Origin of the sequence: Sphingomonas colocasiae (assembly GCF_019880585.1) — a bacterium.
In the GTDB taxonomy this organism is placed as follows: Bacteria; Pseudomonadota; Alphaproteobacteria; order Sphingomonadales; family Sphingomonadaceae; genus Sphingobium_A; species Sphingobium_A colocasiae.
Genome location: NZ_JAINVV010000017.1, coordinates 16,789 through 38,176, shown reverse-complemented (window position 1 = coordinate 38,176; position 21,388 = coordinate 16,789). Strand labels below are relative to the sequence as shown.

General features: G+C 65.0%; 14 protein-coding genes. 3 read left to right on the top strand and 11 right to left on the bottom strand.

Annotation, left to right across the window (positions count from 1 at the left end; translation table 11 throughout):
* Window position 1: 1 nt before the first annotated feature.
* From K7G82_RS29105 to K7G82_RS29085, 5 genes are all read right to left on the bottom strand, one after another.
* Complete coding sequence (locus tag K7G82_RS29105) at window positions 2-2,701, bottom strand: TonB-dependent receptor domain-containing protein (protein WP_222994011.1); 2,700 nt, start codon at window positions 2,699-2,701, stop codon at window positions 2-4.
* A gap of 338 nt (window positions 2,702-3,039) precedes the next feature.
* Window positions 3,040-3,930, bottom strand: coding sequence for an ROK family protein (locus K7G82_RS29100; protein WP_222994010.1), 891 nt, complete (start codon window positions 3,928-3,930; stop codon window positions 3,040-3,042).
* Window positions 3,931-3,976: 46 nt separating this feature from the next.
* The gene (locus K7G82_RS29095) at window positions 3,977-5,410 is read right to left on the bottom strand and encodes a mannitol dehydrogenase family protein (protein WP_222994009.1); all 1,434 of its coding nucleotides are present in this window, start codon (window positions 5,408-5,410) and stop codon (window positions 3,977-3,979) included.
* A 1-nt stretch (window position 5,411) separates the two neighbouring features.
* Window positions 5,412-6,218 carry an L-iditol 2-dehydrogenase gene (locus K7G82_RS29090; protein WP_281423080.1) on the bottom strand — a complete coding sequence of 269 codons (807 nt, stop codon included), beginning with the start codon at window positions 6,216-6,218 and terminating at the stop codon, window positions 5,412-5,414.
* Window positions 6,212-7,549 (bottom strand): FAD-dependent oxidoreductase, encoded by a 1,338-nt coding sequence (locus tag K7G82_RS29085; protein ID WP_222994008.1) that lies wholly within the window; start codon window positions 7,547-7,549, stop codon window positions 6,212-6,214. Before K7G82_RS29085 ends, K7G82_RS29090 begins: the two co-directional genes overlap by 7 nt.
* 443 nt (window positions 7,550-7,992) lie before the next feature.
* Here K7G82_RS29085 and K7G82_RS29080 point away from each other — a divergent pair, with 443 nt between their 5' ends.
* On the top strand, window positions 7,993-9,051 hold the full coding sequence (locus K7G82_RS29080) for a LacI family DNA-binding transcriptional regulator (protein WP_222994007.1): 1,059 nt from the start codon (window positions 7,993-7,995) through the stop codon (window positions 9,049-9,051).
* Between the two features lie 33 nt (window positions 9,052-9,084).
* Here the strand turns inward: K7G82_RS29080 and K7G82_RS29075 are convergent, their stop codons facing one another.
* The 6 genes from K7G82_RS29075 to K7G82_RS29050 form a co-directional block, all read right to left on the bottom strand.
* On the bottom strand, window positions 9,085-10,665 hold the full coding sequence (locus K7G82_RS29075; RefSeq protein ID WP_222994005.1) for an SMP-30/gluconolactonase/LRE family protein: 1,581 nt from the start codon (window positions 10,663-10,665) through the stop codon (window positions 9,085-9,087).
* 83 nt (window positions 10,666-10,748) lie between these two features.
* Window positions 10,749-12,464: a GMC family oxidoreductase gene (locus tag K7G82_RS29070; protein WP_222994003.1), complete on the bottom strand. Its 1,716-nt coding sequence runs from the start codon at window positions 12,462-12,464 to the stop codon at window positions 10,749-10,751.
* Window positions 12,464-13,222 carry an SDR family NAD(P)-dependent oxidoreductase gene (locus K7G82_RS29065; protein ID WP_222994001.1) on the bottom strand — a complete coding sequence of 253 codons (759 nt, stop codon included), beginning with the start codon at window positions 13,220-13,222 and terminating at the stop codon, window positions 12,464-12,466. The genes K7G82_RS29070 and K7G82_RS29065 overlap by 1 nt, the downstream gene beginning before the upstream one ends.
* Window positions 13,223-13,269: 47 nt before the next feature.
* Window positions 13,270-14,556: an MFS transporter gene (locus K7G82_RS29060; protein ID WP_222993999.1), complete on the bottom strand. Its 1,287-nt coding sequence runs from the start codon at window positions 14,554-14,556 to the stop codon at window positions 13,270-13,272.
* A gap of 23 nt (window positions 14,557-14,579) precedes the next feature.
* Window positions 14,580-15,005, bottom strand: a complete 426-nt coding sequence (locus K7G82_RS29055; RefSeq protein ID WP_222993997.1) for a GlcG/HbpS family heme-binding protein — start codon at window positions 15,003-15,005, stop codon at window positions 14,580-14,582.
* Between the two features lie 37 nt (window positions 15,006-15,042).
* Window positions 15,043-16,245 carry a mandelate racemase/muconate lactonizing enzyme family protein gene (locus K7G82_RS29050; protein WP_222993995.1) on the bottom strand — a complete coding sequence of 401 codons (1,203 nt, stop codon included), beginning with the start codon at window positions 16,243-16,245 and terminating at the stop codon, window positions 15,043-15,045.
* 425 nt (window positions 16,246-16,670) lie between these two features.
* Here K7G82_RS29050 and K7G82_RS29045 point away from each other — a divergent pair, with 425 nt between their 5' ends.
* Both K7G82_RS29045 and K7G82_RS29040 read left to right on the top strand, forming a co-directional pair.
* Entirely contained in the window at window positions 16,671-19,865 is a 3,195-nt protein-coding gene (locus tag K7G82_RS29045; protein ID WP_222993993.1) for a TonB-dependent receptor, read from the top strand.
* A 66-nt stretch (window positions 19,866-19,931) separates the two neighbouring features.
* On the top strand, window positions 19,932-21,383 hold the full coding sequence (locus K7G82_RS29040) for an alkaline phosphatase family protein (protein WP_222993992.1): 1,452 nt from the start codon (window positions 19,932-19,934) through the stop codon (window positions 21,381-21,383).
* Window positions 21,384-21,388 lie beyond the last annotated feature (5 nt).

Below are 21,388 nucleotides of genomic sequence, written 5' to 3'. Positions count from 1 at the left end.
ATCAGAAGTTCAGCTTCACGCCTGCGGAATAGTAACGTCCCATCACGTCATAGTTCGGATTCACATATTGCGCCTTGGGCGGATCGCGATCGAACAGGTTGTTCACATTCATGAAGAAGGTGAAGCCGCCCTCGATCTTGAAGCGCGCGCCAAGATCGACATAGGTGCGCGCGCTGATCTCGCGGCCCTCGATCGGCTGGCCGTTCGGGCCGAGCTGCCGGCTGTAGATGCCGCCGCCGACATAGCGGACGCGGCCGTCCAGCCCGATCGTGTCGTCCTCGTAACCGAACATGCCGGTGACTCGCCATTTCGGCGTCGAGAACGGCGTGTCGCCGCCCACCACGCCCGCGATCTCCTGGCCGGCCAGGTTCAGCGAGAACACATGGGTGGCCAGCAGGCGCAGGTTGAGCGCGCCCGACTTGAGCGCCGTGCGATAGGCCAGTTCGAGATCGAGGCCGTCGGTCTTGTACTGGGCCAGGTTCGTGAAGGTCCGGTTGAGCGTCTCGATCGCACCGTTCGCGCCGCGGGTCAGCACGCCGCCGCACAGGTCGTCGGTCGGCAGCTCGGCGAAGCACCGGTCCACCACCTGCTGGTTGGTGGGGGTGATGATGACGCCCTTGATGTCGATCTTGTAGTAATCGACCGAGAAGCGGAGGCCGGGCACGAAGCTGGGCGAATAGGAACCGCCCAGCGTGAGCGTGTTGGAGGTTTCCGGATTCAGGTTCGGATTGCCGCCGGTGAAGCTGGTGACGCTCGGCACCTGCGCATTGTTGCGGTACGGATCGTTGACCGGCGCGATGTTGGTCGCGCGGCCGGTGAAGAGTTCCGCGATGCTGGGCGAGCGGATGTCACGCGAATAGACTGCGCGCAGCAGGATGTCGTTCACCAGGCGCAGTGTCGCGCCGCCCTTCCAGGTCCAGATGCCGCCGCTGTTGCTATAGTCCGAATAGCGCGCCGCGCCGTTCAGCTCGAGCTTCGCCACACCCTCCGCATTGAGCAGCGGCAGATTGATTTCGCCGAAGAACTCCTTGACGTTGAAGCCGCCATTGGTCGGCGCGAAGTTCAGCGGAGTCAGCGCCCGCACCTTCGAAAAATCGTCGGTGGAATTGGTGACGAATTCCTCCCAGCGGAAATCGCCGCCCACCGCGATATCGATCGGCCCCGCCCAGAGCGAGAAGGGCTGGCCGCTGAGGCTGAAGCCGGCGGTGTCGAGTTTGGTGGTTGAGACCGATCCGCCATCGCCGAACGCATAAGCGCGCGCCGCGTCGGAGATATTGCCGTTGCCCAGAATGTTCAGCGGCTTGCAGGCCGCGTCGTCGTTGGTGGTGCTCGCATCGGCGTTCACCCGGCAGGTCGGCACGCCGCCGACCAGGATGGAATCCACCGCCTTGTTGAAATTGGCGGTGATGCGCTGGTTGCCCAGCGTCTGATCGTTCCGCAATTCGCCGTGGTTGTAATAGACGTCGTATTTCCAGGTTCCGCCGAACGATCCCTCCAGCCCGATCGCGGTCTCGATATTGCGGCGGGTGTAGCTGTAGTTGAGGATCTTGTTCGGCCCGACATCGTCGAGGATGCGGCCCAGCAGGAACGGCCCGGTGATGCCGGCGGCGGCGAGCTGGTTCTTCGCGGTCTGGGTGAGGAAGGCGTTGTCCGGCATGATCACCGCGACGGGCGTGTCGGGGAAGAAGCCGAAATCGGCCTTCATCTGGTTGAAGCTGGCATGCGCCCATACCTTCAGCGCCGGGCTGAATTCATAGCTGGCGCGCGCGAAGCCGTTGAGCCGCTCATACGGCGCGCTCACCGAGAGATAGTCATAGACGTGCTGGCCGCTGCCGCCATTGGTCAACTGGCCGAAGCTTTCGCTGCCCAGCGGCAGCGGACCGATCGACCCGTCGGGATTGAACACCAGATTATAAGGCGAGGCGGTGAGGTTGAGGATCGATCCGCCCCGGTTGAGGATGGTGAAGTTCAGATCGTCCGCCATCACGAGCTGGCCGTTCGCGCGCTGGAACACGCCCGACGCCAGGTTGGGCCGCGATGCGCGATCGAACGCGCCCCGATCCTTCTGATATTCGCCGGCCACGATGAAATGGCCGCGTCCGTCAGCGAACTTGGTGCCCCAGGCGACATCGCCGCCATAGCGCGCGCCATCCCCGCGCGAGGAGATGCCGGTGCCAAGCCCGGCCTTCCAGCCGGTCATCTCGTCATCGAGGATGATGTTGACGACGCCGGCGACAGCGCCCGAACCCCAGGCGGCCGATGCGCCGCCGGTGACGACGTCGACACGCTTCACCACATTTTGCGGGATGGTATTGAGATCGTTGCTGCCGGTGAAACGGTGGCCGTTGAGCAAGGTCAGCGTGCGCACCGGCGCCAGGCCGCGCAAGTCGGCGGTGGAGGCGCCCGAATTGGTGTTGCCCGTCGTCGTCGCCGGCGTGGATGTCGGGCGGAATTGCGGAATGTCGTTCAACGCCTGCGCGATGCTTGGCCGGTCGCCCAGGCGAAGCTCCTCCTCGCCGATCACGGTGGTGGGCGTCGGCAGGTCGAAGCCGCCGCGCTGGATGCGCGACCCGGTGACGATGATGTCACTGCCGCTCCCGCTCCCGGCGCCTGCCGTATTATCCTGCGCCATCGCCGGCATCGAACCGGCCAGCGCGCACAGTGCCGCGCCGACATACAAGACTGCCTGATTGGATTTCATGATCCTGCCCCTTTCCGGTGAGGGTGCAGCCATCCGATCCGGGTACCCCATGTAGCGGATCGTTGGCTCGATTCCCCTTCACCCGAAGCGAAGTTGATCGTTCCTTGCGTGAGAATGCAATCCCAAATGAGACAAGATTGTCATTTTAGAGAAATGACTGTGTCATTTTCTCCTCTACGCGGATTGGTCAGGTTTCCCGCGCGGTCGATCCGGCCGATGTGCGATCGCCGCCGCGTGCGTCGCGGTCGCCCGGCCGGGTCGGAGCCGCAGGTCTGCGAAACCAAATCACGGCACAAGCATATCCGGATTCGATGCGGTTGATCCGACCCCGATCGGGTCTAGGCGGCGAGCGCGTCGAGTCCCATCGCGATCGCACCCATCGGGCCGGCCAGAGTGCCGAGACCCGGCGGCCCGAGGCGGCGCTCCAGCTCTTGGGCATAGCTCGAGAGCGATCCATAGCCGCCGATACTGGCGGCAAGCTTCGCGCGGAGACGCGGAAAGAGTCGTTCGCGCGCCGCCATCACGCCGCCGCCGATCGCAAGGCGCTCCGGCGCGGCAACCACCACAAGATTGTGGAGCAATCCGGCGAGGTCGTGCACGAACATGTCCCATTCCGGCCCGTCATCGGGAAGATCATGCGCGGCGCGCCCGAAGCGAAGGGCCAGCGCCGGACCGGAAATCAGGCCCTCGATGCAATCCCCGTGAAAGGGGCACCAGCCTGCGAAACCGTCATCCTTTGCGCGCGTGACACGCATGTGTCCGGCTTCGCCATGCGCGGCACCCTGTATCGGCTGCCCGCCGGAGATGAGCCCCACGCCGACGCCGGTCCCGATCGTGATATAGCAATGGCTGGAAAGTCCCCGCGCGGCACCCCAGCGCGCTTCCGCCAGGGCCGCGCCGATCACGTCCGTCTGGATCGCGAGCGGCCTGTGATAACGAGCGCCAAGGCGCTGGACCAGATCGGTGCCGGTCCAGCCGGCTTTGGTCGTCCGGCTGATCGATCCGAATGCGGGGCTGGCAGGGTCGAGATCGAGTGGACCGAAACTCGCCACCCCGATCGCATCGAAATGCCAGTCGTCCAGGGCGGCTTCGAGCGCGGCGAGCGTGGTGGCGGGATCGGTTGTCGGAACGGTCTGGCGCGCCCGGATATCGTCGGGGCCGGTCGCAAGGATGGCGACGCATTTGGTCCCGCCCAGTTCCAGGCCGGCGACAAGGGGGGATGCACTCATTCGGCGATCTCCGGTGCGGGCGGGCGGGCGGGTTTCCGCATCGGCTTCAGCTCCCGAGATAGTGCGACATGGCGATGTCGACGCCCTGGCTCCAGACCAGGTCCAGCGCCTCCGCGAAGGCGGCCGCGAAGGCCCGATCGTCCGCCAGGTCGCCATAGATCACATGCATGCCGATCCAGCGGGCGGGGTCATGCCGTGCCTTCCGCGCCATTGCCGTCAGTTCCTCCCAATCGGGATCGTTCGGTGCGATGACCTGTCCGCGTTCATCGACGCCATGGCAATAGCGGCACCACATCGCGCTTGCGAGGATCAGTCCGCCGGGAATGACGCCCCTCGCCAGAGTGTCGCGGATCGAAGGGATGACGAACTTGGGCTGCCGGTTCGAACCGTCGAAGCACAAGCGCCGCGTGGTGTCGGCGATCTCCGGATTGGAGAAGCGCCGCATGACCAGCCTCTGATAGTCCGGCAGGTCCAGGCCGGGGGGCGGCGGAACGACAGGCAGGATCTCCTTGGCGTGAACCTTGTCGAGAAAGGCGGCGATCGTCTCGTCCGCCATCGCTTCATGGACATGGTTGATGCCCTTAATCGCGCCCGGATAGGCGATGATCGCATGACCGCCGTTGAGGATGCGGAGCTTCATCGTCTCGAAAGCGTGGACTTGGTCGGTGAAGGTGACGCCGACTTTCTCGAGGGCGGGGCGTCCCGATGGAAACCTGTCCTCAAGCACCCATTGGCGGAACGGCTCGCACGTGACCGGCACCGGATCACCGGCAAGGCCGAAGGCGGCCGCCATCGCGCGCTCGCGCGCGCCCGTCGCCGGTGCGATCCGGTCGACCATCGCGTTGGGAAAGGCGACATGGGCGGCGATCCAGTCGGCGAGATCGGGATCGGACAGGCGCGCGAGCCCGACCGTCGCGGCCTTTGCCGCATCGCCATTGCCCGGCAGATTGTCGCAGGACAGTACGGTGAAGGGCGCCAGCCCGGCGTTGCGACGGTGCTTCAGCGCCGCGACGATCGCGCCGAACGCCGTGGCCGGCCGGTCCGGACTTCGGGCATCGCCGACCATGTCCGGATCGGCGGGGTCGAACCGGCCGCTCGCGGGGTCGATGAAATAGCCGCCTTCGGTGATGGTCAACGAAACGATCCGGATCTCCGGCCGGCCCATCGCCGTGATCAAGGGGATGTTCGATGGTTCCACCTCGATGAAGTCGATCATCGCGCCGATACGCCGGGCGGTTTTCCCGTCGGGATCCAGTTCGATCACCGTCGACAGGCAATTCTGGGCTCTGAGCGCCTCGCGCATCCGCGCATCGGTGGGGCGGACGCCCGCGCCGAGGATCGCCCAGTCGAGATCTTCGCCGAGCGCGAACAGACCGTCGAGATAGACGGCCATATGGGCGCGGTGGAAATTGCCCAGGCCGATATGGACAATGCCGGGCGTCAGCCGGCCACGATCATATCTGGGCTGGGAAGGGCTCATCTCATGCCATCCAGTTGCCGCCATCGACGCCATAGGTCTGCGCCACGATATAGTCCGCTTCCGAACTTGCCAGAAAGATCGCCATGCCCGTCAGGTCGGTCGCGCTGGCCATGCGGCCGATCGGCACCGAGCTTTCCACCAGCCGCTTCTTCTCGCCGAGCGGGCGGTTTTCCAGCCGCGCAAACTGCGCATCCACGCCGTCCCAATGGTCGCCGTCGACGACGCCCGGCGCGATGGCGTTGACGTTGATGCCGTGGCGGATGAGGTCGAGCCCGGCGGACTGGGTCAGGCTGATCACCGCCGCCTTGGTCGCGCAATAGACCGCGACCAGCGGCTCGCCCCGCCTGCCGGCCTGGCTTGCCATGTTGATGATCTTGCCGCCGCGCCCGTGCTCGATCATGTGGCGGGCCGCCGCCTGCAGGCAGAACAGGCTGCCCGCCACATTCACCGCGAAGACCCGTTCATAGTCCGCTCGCGCGATTTCGGCGATCGGCGCCGCGGTGAAGAGCGCGGCGTTATTCACAAGGATATCGAGTGTGCCGAGCTTTTCGATCGCGACGGCGAAGCCCGCGTCGATCGATGCCTGGCGGGTCACGTCCATCTCGATCGCGATCGCCCCGGGGCCAAGCGCGGCGGCGGCTGTCCGGATGCCCTCGCTATCGATGTCGGCGAGCGCGACCGTCGCGCCTTCGGCGATATAGGCACGGGCGAATGCCAGGCCGATTCCGCGCGCGGCGCCGGTGATCAGCGCGGTCTTGCCCGCCAGCCTCAGGTCGCGCGCCTCTCCCGAGGGCGCGGCCTTCAGCATGCCGCTTTCACCGCCGGGTAGATCGTCAATTCGATCGGGGCCTTGGGCGCGACGACATTGTCGAAATCCACGACGGCCCCCTGCGCGATCAGGGTTTCGCGCAAATGCGCGAAGTTCATGTCGGACATGCTGTAGCCGTACCTGCTGCAGAGCGCTGCCGCCGTGCCCGCGCCCTGTCCCATCGCCATGCATGTGGCCATCACGCGCACCGATCCGAATCCAGGGCCGTCGGCGCTCAGGCACCGCCCCGCAGTGACCAGGTTGACGCTGCCTTGCGGCACCAGGCAGCGGAAGGGGACATTATATTCCTGTCGCGGGACGACCAGGCCGTTCTGGTCGTTGCTGTCGCTCGCATGGATGTCGATGACGTGCGCGCCCTTGGCGATCGTATCGGGAAAGGCCTTCGGGAACAGGATGTCGTCCCGCTGAAGCTCGTAGAGTCCAACGATATGATAGGATTCCCGCACGCCGGTCTGGATGCCGGACTTCGCCAGCCAGCAGTCCCGGAACTCCGGGAACTCCCGGCGCAGGATCTCGATGATGAGCTGCAGGTTTTCCCGCAGGCTGCACTCGGTTTTGGTGAACCATTCGGGATCGCTGGCATCCGTCGCCTCGCGCAGCACATTGATGCTGACCATGCCGTCGCGGAAGAATTTGTTGATCCAGGGGCCCCCGAAGATGGGGATCTCGCCTTGTTCGTTGAGCGCGAGCAGCCGGTCGCGGATGTCCGCCGAGACCGGCAGCATCCCGTCGACCGCGTCGCGGAAGAGATAGTCGAGCGCGTCGGTGTCGACGCCGCCCAACTGGAACCACAGGGTCGCGGGCTGCAGGACGTCGCCCTTGGTCGTCGGAAAACCCGCCGCGCGCACCAGGTCCGCATCGCCGGTGCAGTCGATGAAGACATCGGCGGCATAGGCGACACGCCCGGCCTTGTTCTGGACGATGACATGGGTGACGCGGTCTCCCTCCATCACGCAGTCCGAGAACCAGGAGTGATAGAGCAGGGTCACGCCGCTTTCGAGCAGCAGGCGCTGCGCCGCGAGTTTCAGCATCTCGTCGTTGACGGGATAGTTGCCGCTTTCCAGCGAGACGTCCGCGCCGCCGAGTTCGGCCGCTTTCCGCAGGAGTTCGAACGGGATGCCGCCGATATGCTGCTTGCCGAAATGACGGAACTCGCTGATCGGGGTCACCAGGGCGCTCGTCGACATGCCGCCGACAAAGCCATAGCGTTCGATCAGCAGGGTGTTCGCGCCATTCCGGGCGGCGGCGGCCGCCGCGATAAGGCCGGCAGGCCCCCCGCCGCACACGATGACATCGTAAGCGCCGGCCACGGGTACCTCCCGGCTCGGTTCCCGGACCGAATTGTGCATTCCTGATGTCACCGCCACATTTTTTCCTTTGATCGGGTTGTCGCCCGGCGAACCCGGATGGTGGACCGAGCCGACCTGTTTCGCAGGCGATCCGGGGCGTGGTCCGGGCGATCGCCGTTGCTTCCATCATCCAGGCCACGACATGGCCTTCGACGTTGATAGGCATATTCATTCGGAATGCAATAGCGCTAATGTTTGCCTTCATGGTTCAATTTTCGGAACGAAGATTCTATAATAAGCTGTTTAAAAGCAGTTTTATCAGGATCTCCCCTGCGGTGGATATAGCCAGAGCAAGCGCATATCGATTTTTACAATAGCGCTAATGTATCCGGGCAGAGAGTCTGTCCGGCTTGGCAGGCCATGCGCCCCTCGCTACACGTCAGGCTTGCATTGGAGTGAAGGCCATGGCGGATGTAGGGAACGGGCGTCGTCCGCCAACGCTTCAGGATCTGGCGGACGCCGTCGGCATGACGGCCAATACGGTTTCGCGCGCGCTCAACGACAAGTCCGGCGTCAGCGCCACCACGCGCGCCCTGATCAAGGCCGAGGCGGAGCGGCTGGGCTATGTTCCGAACATCCATGCCCGCTCGCTGGTGCTCGGTTCGCGCAAGACGATCGGCGTGATCGTCAGCAACATCTCCAATCCCTTTTTCGCCGATCTGGTCAGCGAAGTGGAGCTTCAGGCGCAGCAGGCCGGCTATACCGTGTTGCTGCTTCTCTCCTACGAATCCGCGGAACGCGAGCGGGACGCGATCGGCAGGGCGTTGCGATCGGGGCTCGACGGCTTGATCGCGGCGCCGGTGCAGGAGCGTTCGGACGCGTGGACGCCGGTGATCAAGGCGGGCATCCCCCTTGTCCTTGTCAGCCGCGAACTTCCCGAACTGGGCGTCGATTTCTACTCGGCCGACAACGAGGCCGGCATTCAACTGACAACCGACTTCGTTCTGGCGCAGGGCGCGAAGGACGTGGTCCTTGTCGATGAAGACATGCCCTTCTCAACCATCCGGCTTCGGAGCGAAGGATTCCGGCGGTCGCTCGAACGGCATGGATTGCCCTTCGATCCCCGGCAGCAACTCGCTCTCGTTCCGCCCGCCCGCGCTTTCCGTGTCTCGCAGTCGTGGCAGGCCGACGACGCCTATCGTGTCGTCAGCGATCTTCTGGATCGCGGTCGGCGCCCGGATGCCTTCGTGGTCGGCGACGATTATTATGCGCTTGGCCTGTACCGCGCGCTGACCGAGCGTGGCCTCAGCATTCCCGGGGATGTGATGGTGATGGGATGGGGCAACCATCCCTTCACCCGCTTCATGGCGCCGCCGCTTTCGACGCTGCTGCTGCCCTTTCAGGAAGTCGCGAGCCGCGCCACGCGCCGGCTTCTCGACCGGATCGGCGGCACGGCGGACGATCGGGTCGTCACCGAGCGGATCCTTCCGGAACTCGTTCTCCGCGCCTCGACCGCGCGATGAGGCGCTGCGCGCATCGCGCGATGCGAACGCTCCTCACACCTCGCAGATGAATACGCTTCCGGACAGCGGCGCCTTGAGGAGTTGAGCGGGGCTCAGCCGCACCGAGGCCGAGGTGACGATCAGGTTCCGGCCGTCGCTGGTGAAGCGAAGTCCGGACGGGCGGGGGACGGGAAGCGCGATCCTGTCGAGAATCTCGCCGGCGGTATTGAGCTCGACCAGTTCCCAGCCATCCCAGATCGCCGTCCAGAGATCGCCGCCGGGCGACATGGCGAGGCCCGCCGGGCGCGGCCCGCCCGCCGGGAACTGGTGGAGAAGCTCGAAATCGCCGAACTGGCCCCGGTCCTCGTCATAGCGATAGGCGCGTAATTGCCGCATCGCGGAATCGATCAGATAGACGCGGCTGCCGCAATCGGACCAGACGACGCCGTTGGGCAGACCAAGGCCCGAGAGTTCCGCCGTTACGGTGCCGTCGTCCTCGACGCGGAGCAGCCTGCCATGCGCGCCCGCGCGCGACGGGTCCGCGCAGCCGAGCCAGAGTCGGCCGCGCCGATCGGTCGCGCCGTCGTTGAACCGATAGCCGAAATGCACGCCTTCGACGGTGATGCGGCCGCCGAGCGTGTTGGTCCGCGGATCGAAGATCGCGATGGAGTTGGAGAAGGCGGCGATCAACTGTCCGTCGGGCCTGGGAACGAGCGCGCCGATCACGTCGGGCATCGCGAAGCTCTCGGTCTTGCCGTCCGCGCCCAGCCGAAGGATCGCGGGCGCCAATATGTCGATCCAGTAGAGCGTGTCCGCATCGCCCACCCAGAGCGGTGAATCCCCGATCAGATTGGGGAGGCGGCTGATCGGCCGGACGGCGGCGGTGCGGCCATCCGAGCCCTGTTCGTCGGGCGAAATCGCGAAGGGATAGCCGCCGGCGGCACGGGAAGTCTTGCGCGCCGCCTCAAGGACATGCGGCGCGAAGGCGTGAAGCTGCTCGTCGGTGAGCAGGTGCGCGGGGCCCGTCACCGCGACCGCGCCGACCGGTTCGCCATGCTCGTCGAACACCGGCGCGGCGACCGAGCGCCAGGCAGAAACCGCGTCGCCGTCGATCGCGTAATAGCGCGCCTTGGTCAGCGCTTCCTCGGGATCGGGCTCGCGCAGATCGGCATGCGAGAAGGCGCCGACCACAAGCCCGGCGGCGGAGCCGCGCAGCGCCTCCATCGAACCAACGTCCAGCGCGCGGACGCGTTCGCCGACATGGGCGGCTTCCACGCAGATGAGGCGGTCGCTGGCGCGGGTCAGCAGCCGCGCGGTGTGCCCCGTCGCCCGTGCCAGCCTCTCGAGCTCGGGCGCGGCCGCGCCCCGGATATCGAACCGGCTCCACACCGAATGCGCGAGTTCGAGGAACAGGGGGCCGAGCCGCAGGCGTTGCGGCGACGAATCCGCCTGAAGGAATTCCTCCTCCACCAGTGCGGCGACGAGCCTGTGCACTGTCGGCTTTTTGAGGTTGAGGCGCTCCACCAGTTCGGCGACCGTCACGTCGGTGCCGGCCTCGGCGACGGCGCGCAGGACAGCCAGGCTGCGGCGAACGGCGTTCGCGCCTCCCGTCTGCTTTTCATCCAAATCATGCATTGAGTGGTCGATCCAAGGGCGTGCGCGATTCCGCCGGCGACCCTAGAGCGATTTCGGCGCCGGTGAAATCATCCGGCTCGAAATCACTGCGATACCTGCCTTCGCCGGATCTGGTCCGCCATCCGCTCGGCGATCATGATGACTGGAATGTTCAAGTTGGCGCGCGGTATGGAGGGCATGAGCGACGCATCGACGACGCGCAGCCCCTCCACGCCGTGCACGCGTCCATCATCCGGCGATGTCACCGCCTGGCGATCGGTGGCCGCGCCCATCCGGCAGGTGCCGGACGGATGCCACTGTCCAAAGACCCCGGCGCGGACAAAGGCTTCGATCGCGGCGCGATCCTTCACGAAAGTGTCGAGCGTTCGGCCCCCGCCGATGAATGTCTTGACGAAGGCGGGCTGCAACGCCGGAATCGCGTCGAGCAGCAGCGCGACGGGCGCGGTCATCAGATAATTGAAAAGGCTGCGCCGCCCGAGCCGCTTCGCCCATCCGCTATAGCTCGACGGGGCCGGGCTGACGATATGCGGCGCCAGCTCCGGCGATGCCGCGACCGCCGCCATCATGACGGTCGACGCGACAAGGCGATCGAGGTCGCGCGGATCGGAGAACCAGTTGAAATTGGCGATCGGCCCGCTCGAGCCATCCGCGTCCTCGATGTCGACGAACCCCCGCGAATAGGGTTTGTTGATCCAGTAGAGCAGCGTGCCGATCCGTTCCCCCAACGGGTGCCAGGCCGATTTCGTGGCGACCATGGCGAACATGTCGCCGGCTTCGCAGCCATCGATCCGGGAGGAGTAGCGCAGGCCGATATGGCTGTGGCGACGGGTCTTCCCGCCGAGCCGGGCATGCGGGCGGATCAGCGCGGAAAGCGAGACGCCCGGATGTTCCTGGAGATTCTGGCCGACGCCGGGCCGATCCGCGCAAATCTCTATGCCCAGCGCGTGCAGCCGGGGCGCCGCGCCGATGCCGGCGCGCATCAGGATCGCGGGTGATTGCAGCGCACCGGCGCATATCACGGTTTCGCGCGCCAGGATTTCGGCAGCCTCTTCGCCCCTGCCGATGCTGACGCCGATCACCCTGTTGCCGCGACGCAGCAGCCCCGAAATCTCGGTGCCGGACATGATCCTCAGATTGGGCCGGTTGCGCACGCTTTGCGTCAGATAGCCGCGCGCCGTCGAGACCCGGTGCCGGCCGTCATTGGACAGGGTGAGCGGAAACACGCCGTCCTCGAACGAACCGTTCTGATCGGCGATCGCGGGAAAGCCGCGCGCCAGCAACGCCTGTTCCGTCGCGCGCGTGAATTCCGGCCAGTGCGCGCGCGGAATCCTGTGGATCGGAATCGGGCCGTCCGATCCGTGCATAGGCCCGCCAAAATCCAGGTCGCGCTCCAGCTTGCGGAAATAGGGAAGGACGGTGTCCCAGCTCCAGCCCGTCGCCCCCATATCGGCCCATTCGTCATAATCCTCGCGCGTGCCGCGATTGGCCGCTTGCCCGTTGATGCTCGATCCGCCGCCCACGACCTTGGGCTGGTCATAGCGTTTCGGGGCGGGCTCGGAGGAGAGATCGTTGCCGGTCATCGGCAATGCACGCGCCCGGATGCTGGACCAGTGATTGGCCGAATCGAAGGCGACGATGCCGGGATACATGTCGAGGAATTCGGCCGGTTCCTGCCCGGGCGCCAGGTCGCGGCCCGCTTCGATCAGCAGGACGTTCAGGCGCGGATCCTCGGAGAGGCGGCTCGCCAGCACGCAGCCCGCGCTGCCCGCGCCCACGATGATGTAATCGATGCTGGTCATCACCCGATCCAGAACCCGCCATTCACGTCGAGCGTGGCGCCCGTGATGTACGCGGCCTCGTCGGACGCCAGGAAGGCGACGGCATGTCCGATCTCCGCCGGGTCGGCGAGGCGCCCGAGCGGAATGTCCTCGATCACCCGGGCACGGACATCGGCTGGCATGTGCGTCCGGATCAGGTCGGTATCGACGACGCCGGGCGCGATCGCGTTCACGGTGATCCCGGTTCTTGCCATCTGCCGCGCCAGGGTGCGCGCGAAACCGAGCATGCCGCCCTTGGTGGTGCCATAATGGATGCCGCCGTTCATCGCGCCGCGATGCGCGACGACGGACGAGGTGCAGATGATCCGGCCATGGCCGCGCGCGATCATTCCGGGGAGCACCGCCTTGGAAAAGAGGAAGGCGCTTTTCAGATTGACCGCGATCAGCCGGTCCCAATCCTCCTCTTCCAGGTCGAGGATGGATAGCGCCTGATCCATGCCGGCATTGTTGACCAGGATGTCGATCCTGTCGAACCGTGCGAGCGCCTGTGCGACAACGGCGGAGACGTCGGCCGAGGACGACGCGTCGCCGGGTGCTGCCAGCGCGTCATCGCCGATGTCATCGGCCTTTCGACGTGCGCGCCCTGCGTCGATGTCGTTCACCACGACCTTGGCGCCGCGTGCCGCGAGCGCGCTCGCGATCGCGCCGCCGATGCCGTTGCCGCCGCCGGTGACGATCGCCACCCGGCCATGAAGGGGCTGATTGGAGTCGACTGACATGATGTGGGATATCCTTTCCGTCCGGGCGATGCGCCCGCGATGTGGTGTCACGCGGTGTCGCGCGCGGTGGATTTCGCTCGCGACCGCCCGATCACCATGATCAGGATGACCGCCGAGATCGGATGCAGGATCGCCAGTCCGGCAAGCAGCCCGGCATAGTCGAACTGTGCGAGGATGAACCCGGCGAGCAGGTTGAGGAGCAGCGAGGTGCTGGCGCCGACCGCGCCGAGCATCCCGACCGCCGATGCGTTGACCTTGACCGGAAACAGTCCGGCCAGAAGCACGTTGAAGCCGACGAACCAGGCCTGGCAGACGGTGATGACGACCGTGATGATCAGCAGCGCGATCGCGGGGCTGGAGGTCATCGTGATCAGCGCGCCGAGCGGCATGAGCGCGGCGGTGATCGCGAAAAGGCGAAGCTGGATGCGGATCGGATCATGTCCGCGCGTCGCGAATCCGTCGACGGTTCGGCCCAGTATCATGCAGCTGACGATGGCGACGATATAGGGCAGGCCGCCGACAAGGCCGAGCTCCGACAATGACAGGCCCACGCGTTCCTGAAGATAGCCGGGAATCCAGAAGAGATAGAAGTACCAGACGGGATCGCTGATCATCCGGACCGCGATGATCGCCCAGTAGCGCCGGTCCCTGAGAAGTGCCGTGGCCGATGCGGCCTCCTCGCCGGCGGCATCGGCAGGGGGCGCCTCCGGTTCGGGTTCGGCGCGTGGTGCGTGCCTGGTGTCGGTGAACCACCACATGATCGCGATGGCGATGCCGACCAGGCCGGGAATGACGAAGGCGGCGCGCCAGCCGATGCCTGTCGCCATCAGCGCGACAAGCGGCGGCGCCAGGACCGCGCCGATATTGCCGGCGGGCGTGACGATGCTGATCGCGAGCGTGCGGCGCTCGACGGGGACCCAGTTGAGGATGGCCCGCTGCATGATCGGGAAGACGCCCGGCTCGGTGGCGCCCAGCAAGGCGCGCGATGCGGCGAGATGGGCGAAGCTGTGCGACATGCCCGATGCGATGTTCGCGATCGACCAGCCGATCGCGAAGACGGTCATGCAGATCCGGGTGCCGAACCGTTCGATCAGCCGGCCGCTCACCACATACATCACGATATAGGGCAGCATGAAGGTGAAGGTGAGCAGCGAATAGGCCGTGTCGTCGAAATCCAGCTCGGCCTTGACCACCGGCTTGAGGATGGAGAGCGTCTGCCGGTCGAAATAATTGAGGACGACGAGGCTCATCAGAAGCCCGAGGACGAACCAGACCTTCAAGGGCAGCTTCCTGGCCGGTGCGTCGTCGGGGCTTGAGTGTGCGGCGTGTGTCATCAAGTGGATCCAATCGGTTGAGGCTAGGCTTCCCGGACCGTGAAATCCCGGACGGCACGGTTCGCGATTTCCGCGTCCTGGTGCACGGTGCCGGAACTGACGCCGATGGCGCCGACCACGGCGCCGTCCACGATAACGGGCACGCCCCCGCCGAGAATGGCGACATCGCCGCCGCGCAGGCTGTTCAGGCCGAAACCGCGCTGCCCCGGCAAGGCGATTTCCGCGAGTGTTTCGGTAGAGCTGTGCAGGCCCGCCGCCGTTCGTGCCTTCGCGATCGCGAAGTCGCAGGTGAAGGGTTTGGCGCCATCCATGCGGTGGAATGCGAGCAGCGCACCGGCGGCATCGACCACCGCGATATTCTGCGGCACGCCGAGCGACATCGCGGCGGTGATCGCGGCGTGGACAAGCCGGGCCGCATCGGCCGCATCCAGCATCGATACGGTCCTCATGAACCGGGCGATCCAGGCGGGCAGGGGTGGACGGTGATCACCGGGCCAATTCCATATCGACAGGCGACGACGGAGCCAGTGCGCGCTGGACGGCGGGGTCGTGGATCCGTTGTGCGGCGGCCACGCTGGGTGCCCCGCCATGCCCATGGCCGGAGGGTGGCAGGATGGCGCCGCTGCCGTCGACCGTCAGGGCGACGTCGACATCGTCGCGCATCGGATTGACGAGATGATTGCGCTCGAACAGCGTCAGTTCCGCCAGCCCCGCGCAGCAATGCAGTGCGGTGGACACGCCGATGCTGGTTCCCACGCCGTGCAACGCGACTTTGACGCCTGTGCGCCGTGCCAGTGCGTCCAGCCTGCGCATGCCGGTCACCCCAAGCGCGCGCGTCACATTGGGTTGCAGATAGGTCACGCCCAGATCGACCAGCCGCTCGAAGGCGGAAAGCGTGAAGTCGTTTTCGCCGCCGCCGATCGGGAAGGGCGCGCGCTCGCAGATCATCCTCAGCGTTTCGAAATCCTCCGGCTCCACCGGCTCCTCCAGCCAGGCGATGTCATAGGGGGCCAGTCCGTCGAGCAGGGCAAGGGCCTCGTCGCGTTCATAGCCGCAATTGGCATCGAGCATGAGTGGCGTCCCGGCGGGCATCGCTTCGCGTATCGCGCGCACATGTTGCACGTCGGTTTCGACGCCCCGGCCGATCTTCAGCTTCACCGCGGCGTAGCCTTGGTCGAGAAACGCCAGCGCCTTTGCTGCGCTGTCGTCCGGGTTCGCGAGGAAGGGGACGGGGCTGGCATAGACGCGGACCGGCGCGACCGTGCCGCCGAGCATCTCGGCGAGTGGTTTTCCTGCGCGTTTCGACAGCAGGTCCCACAGCGCGATGTCCAGGCCGGCCAGCGCTTCCATGGCGCCGCCGCGGCTGTTCCCCAAGGCAAGGAAGAAACGGTAGAATTCCTGCATCGCCTCCTCCGGTGAGGCGATCTCCGCGCCGGCAAGCGCGGGGGCGATGACGTCTTCCACGATGGCGCGGCTGGGGCCGGGACTCGGGAGGCCGAAACATTCGCCGAAGCCTTTGACGCCATCCTGATCGGTTGCGACGATCAGCGTCGCGGTCTGCCCCGTGCGCTTGACCCGCTGAAAATGGGCGGCTGGCGAAAGCAGTTCCTGCGGAACGCGGCCTTCCCCATAGAGTCTGGAGAAGGGATAGCGCATCTCGATTGCGGCGACCGAAGCGATTTTCAGCATGCTGCCGCCACCGCGCTCGTCAGGAATCCGCCATGTTCACCGCCGCGTCCGATCAGGTTCGAGCCCGGCCGACGCGCCCGCCCGGCGTGGTTTCGACAAAATCCGTTTGACATTCGAAGCCTCCCAATCTTATCTGTGGACCATAGTCCATAATATGGACTGATGACGATGACAGGTGAGGATGTCAACGAGCGATTTTGTGAAAGCCCCATGGGCAAGGTACGCGCCACGCATTGGTCCGGCTAACCCCCTGGTGAACATTAGCGTTATCGTAAATATGCTCGCATGAATCGTCAATCGAACCATCTGTCACGAAATTGTAAGAAAATAGTGCAAGATAACAGTATCTTACATAAATTTGACGGATGGATGGGTGTATGGCAATGTCCATTAACGATACCAAAATCGATTCAGGGGAGGCTGCAATGCGAATGAAGGTGAAGCTGCTTGTCGCGACATCGATGATCTCGATGTTCGCCGCTGCGGCCCTGCCCGCCCATGCGCAGGACGCGTCGTCGCCGGCCGCCGGCGAGTCCTCCGGCGATCAGCAGGCCGGCCGGGGCACGCTTGCCGGTCAGGTCTTCGATCCCGCGACCGAAGCCTATCTGCGCGATGCCTTGATCGAGATTGAGACGGCGGACGGACAGAAGCGCACGGTCACCACGGGGGAAGCCGGTGCCTATCGCATTCCCAATCTCCCCGCCGGCACGGCCAGGATCACCGTCAGTTTCGTGGGCTATGTCTCGCAGGCGCAGGATGTCGTCATCCGTCCCGGCGAGATCGCGACTCTCGATCTGGACCTGCAGCGCGCCGGGCGCGACGGGCAGGCGGCGAGCAGCGGCGACATCGTGGTCAGCGGCGTGCGCGATGCCAATGCGGTCGAACTCATGTCGCAGCGCCAGGAAGTGCAGATCGCGGACATGCTCAATACCGAGGCCTATGGCGACATCGCCGGCGGCAATCCGGCGGAATTCATGAAATATATGCCCGGCGTGGACGTCGACGGATCCAACGGTACCTCGGTCTATGCCTATCTGCGCGGTCTGCCGGCGGAGTTCACGCGCACGCAGCTGAACGGCATGGATATCGTCTCGGCCAACGCCGCGACGGCGACCGGCTATTCCAGCGCCGCCGCCGCCGCGCGCATCTTCAATTACGAGACGATCTCGATGTCCGCGATCGACGCGGTCACGACCTACAAGACGACGGGCGCGGACCAGAATGCGGATGCGCCCGCGGGCATCATCGATCTGCGCACCAAGCGTTCCTATGATCGCAAGAAGCCGTTGTTCGTGGTCTCGGTCGAAGGCTTCACTCACGAGAATATGTGGGACAAATACAAGAATATCGGCCCCGATACCGGCGGTTGGGGCAACAAGCGCCTGCTGCCCAATGCGTCGCTGTTCTATTCGAACAGCTTCTTCAACCGGCGCCTGGGGGTGATGTTCTCTCTCGGCTATAACGACCAGTATATCGAACGTGAGCAGATCACGCTCGACCGGCAATATACGCAATCGGCCAATGCGCCCTATCCGATGGAATTCTACCGGATGCAGGGGCAGACCGGCGCCCGACGGACCATCCGCCGCACCGCCTCGCTGGTGCTCGACTTCAAGGCCACCGATACCTTGAACGTATCGCTTCTGGGCATGGGCTATCGCGGCAACATCCAGTTGCACAATCAGGTGACGACGGTGACCGCGGACACGGCCACCGGCACCTACGGCCTGCGCAATCTCAACGGTCAGCCGGCCAACGCGCAGGACGCGCTCTCCGCTTTCCAGTCCAATCTGCCCGGCACGGTCCAGTCGATCAGCTCGGCGTCCAGCGACCAGTATAAATACAACAAGGGCAACGTCCTCGCCGCCAATTTCGACTGGAGCGCGGGGAACTGGAGCATCGACGGCTATGCCGCCTATTCGGACAGCCATTCCTATTATGACTCGCCCAGCGCTGGGCAGGTGACGTCGGGCCCGACGATCACCTCCACGGGCAATTCCCAGTTCGTGAAGGACAGCTCGGATCTGAATCTCGCCGATTGGACGATCACGCAGCTCAGCGGGCCCAACTGGTCCGATCCGGCGTCCTACAGCTTCACCGGCCGGCCGGCGATGACGCTGACGACGGGCAGTTATGCGAAGCTTTCGGCGCGATCAGGGGCGATCAATGCGCGTTATGACACCGAATTCGGCGCCGTTCCGGTCAGCTTCAAGGCCGGGTTCAAGATCACTGACATCAGCTATGAATTCGGCAACGACGCGCTGTACGGCTATACCTATAACGGCCCGCTGACCAACGCCCAGTTCCTGGCGCAAGCGGTCAATCCCTATACCAGCGGCATCACCAACAAGAGCAATTTCGTCATCAAGTCGCTCTCGGGATCGACCTATATCCCGTCGATCGATCTCGCCAGGCTGCTGGAGATGTACCGACAGAACCCGGGCGAGTGGGTCAGTTCGACCACGGCGGCCCAATATGCCACCGCCAAATATCGCAAGACCGATGTCGATGAGACCATCAAGGCCTTTTACGGCATGGTGACGGCCTCGCTCACCCCGAATTTCCAGGTGAGGGCGGGGTTGCGCGGCGAATGGACCGAGAACAACGCGCGCGTCTACCAGTCGCTGCCGCTGGCGGATGTGCGCGCGCACCGGCCAGCCGGCGCCACCGCCAATTGCGCGGTGACGGCCTCGACCGGGGTCGCGACCACCATCCCGTGCGTCGACTATCAGTTCTCTGGCGGCCCCACCAATGTGAAGGGGCGCTATTTCACGCTGTTCCCGAGCGCCTCGCTCAAGCTCACATTCGGCGAGAGCAACGATCTGCAGGCCGGCTACAGCCGCACGATCCTGCGGCCCGGCGTCGATGCGACCGGCACCTCGCCCACCGAGAACCTGACCGGAAGCTCGGTCGGCGGGCCGCTTCTCGTTGTTCCCAATCCGGGCCTGACGCCCGCGATCTCCGACAATTTCTCGGTCCGGCTCTCGCGCTATCTGCGCGGTGTCGGCATGCTCAATGTCGGTCTCTATTATAATCGCATCGACGGACTGGCCGTCGTGAAGGAATATTCGGCAAGCGAAGCGGCATCCATACCCGCACTCGCGGCCTATGCCTCGGATCCGGCTTTTGCCGGCTACAGCTTCTCCACCTTCACGCAGCAGAGCATCACGACGATCAAGGGCATCGAAGCGGCGCTCCAGCACAGCTTCACATGGCTGCCCGAGCCGTTCGACGGCCTCTCCGTGCGCGGCGCCTTCATGCATAACGAGCCGAACCGGAAAATCCCGCGTGTCGGCAACAATATCGGTTCGCTCGGCATCATCTATGAAAAGGGCCCGGTGCGCCTCTTCGCCAATCTGCTGTGGAACGACGACAAATATCGTTCGGATACGCCGACCTGGTTCCAGGCGCGCACTGATCTCACCATCTCCGGACGGCTCAAGCTCACCAAGAATCTCGAGACCTATTTCACCGTCAACAATGTGCTCGGGCAGCCCTATAATGTCGTGACCCCGGGGAGCGCCTATCCGTCGACGGCCGCGACCGGCCTGGGCACCCACAGCGTCATCTATGTCCAGAACGGGCGCACCGGCACCTGGGGCATCCGCGCGCGCTTCTAGGACGCGATCATTCGCGGGCGGCCGGGTCCGGCCGTCCGTTGCCGTTCCGCCCATCGCGGGGTTCTCATGCCGGATCCATCCCGTTTCACCCGCCGCCGTCTCCTGACCGACGCGATCCGCCTCGCCTCGCTGGCGGCGGCGACGGCGCTGATGCCGCCCAATGTGCAGAGGCTGTTGGCACAGGCCCCGAAACGCTCGGCCAGGCTTGGGGATATCAAGCATATCGTCCTGCTGATGCAGGAGAACCGATCCTTCGATCATTATTTCGGCACGCTCTCCGGCGTGCGCGGTTTCGGCGACCCGGATCCGCTCATGCTGCCGACTGGCCGGACCGTGTTCCATCAGCCCGATGTGCAGAATCCCGACGGCTATCTGCTGCCCTTCCACCTGGACAGCTTCTCGACCAATGCGCAGAAGCTGCCGTCGACCAGCCATGAATGGGACGTCCAGCACCAGGCATGGAACGGGGGCAGGATGGACCGATGGCTGCCCGCCCACCGCGCCGCGGACGGGGCGCATGGCCCTTACACGATGGGCTATTTCAAGCGGCGGGACATCCCCTTCCACTATGCCTTGGCAGAGGCGTTCACGATCTGCGACGCCTATCACTGTTCGGTGATGGGGCCGACCTGGCCCAACCGCCTCTATTATTTGACGGGGATGATCGATCCCGAGGCGACCGGCGGCGGGCCGGCGACGCACAACCGGATGCCGCCGGGCGGCTTTCGCTGGACCAGCTATCCCGAGCGACTGGAAGCCGCCGGCGTTGATTGGCGCATTTATCAATATGGCGCGGCGGGCAAGCGGCATCACAATATGTTCAAATATTTTGCGCGGTTCCAGGATGCCCCGGCGGGATCGTCGCTGGCGCTGCGCGGAATGCCCGATACGGACGAGGATCGGTTCGCGCAGGATGTGCTGAACGACAGGTTGCCCGCCGTGTCCTGGATATATCCCTCCGCCGAGGCGAACGAGCATCCGCGCAACATGCCCGCGGCCGGCGCGGATTTCATCGCGCGCAGGCTCAACGAGCTTGCCGCGAACCCGGACGTCTGGGCGAAGACCGCGTTCATCCTGAATTATGACGAGAATGACGGCCTGTTCGATCATGTGGCGCCGCCGGTTCCGCCGCCCGGCACGCCGCAGGAATTCGTGGACGGCGTTCCGATCGGCGCCGGTTTCCGCGTGCCCTGCATCATCGTCTCGCCCTGGACGGTCGGCGGGTGGGTGTGCAGCGAGCCGTTCGATCACACATCGGTTCTGCAGCTTCTCGAACAGCACACCGGCGTGCGCGAGCCCAATATCAGCCAGTGGCGCCGCCAGACCTTCGGTGACCTGACCTCGGCATTCCGGTTCGGTCAGCCGGCGAGGCGGATTCCGGTTCTGCCCGGTACGACCGAAATGCTGGCGCTTGCCCAAAATTCGGTGGCAAAGCTGCCCGATCCGCCCATTCCGGGCACGCGCCAGCAATTCCCGGCGCAGGAAAAGGGCAGGCGGAAACAGGTGAAACACTCGTGACAAGG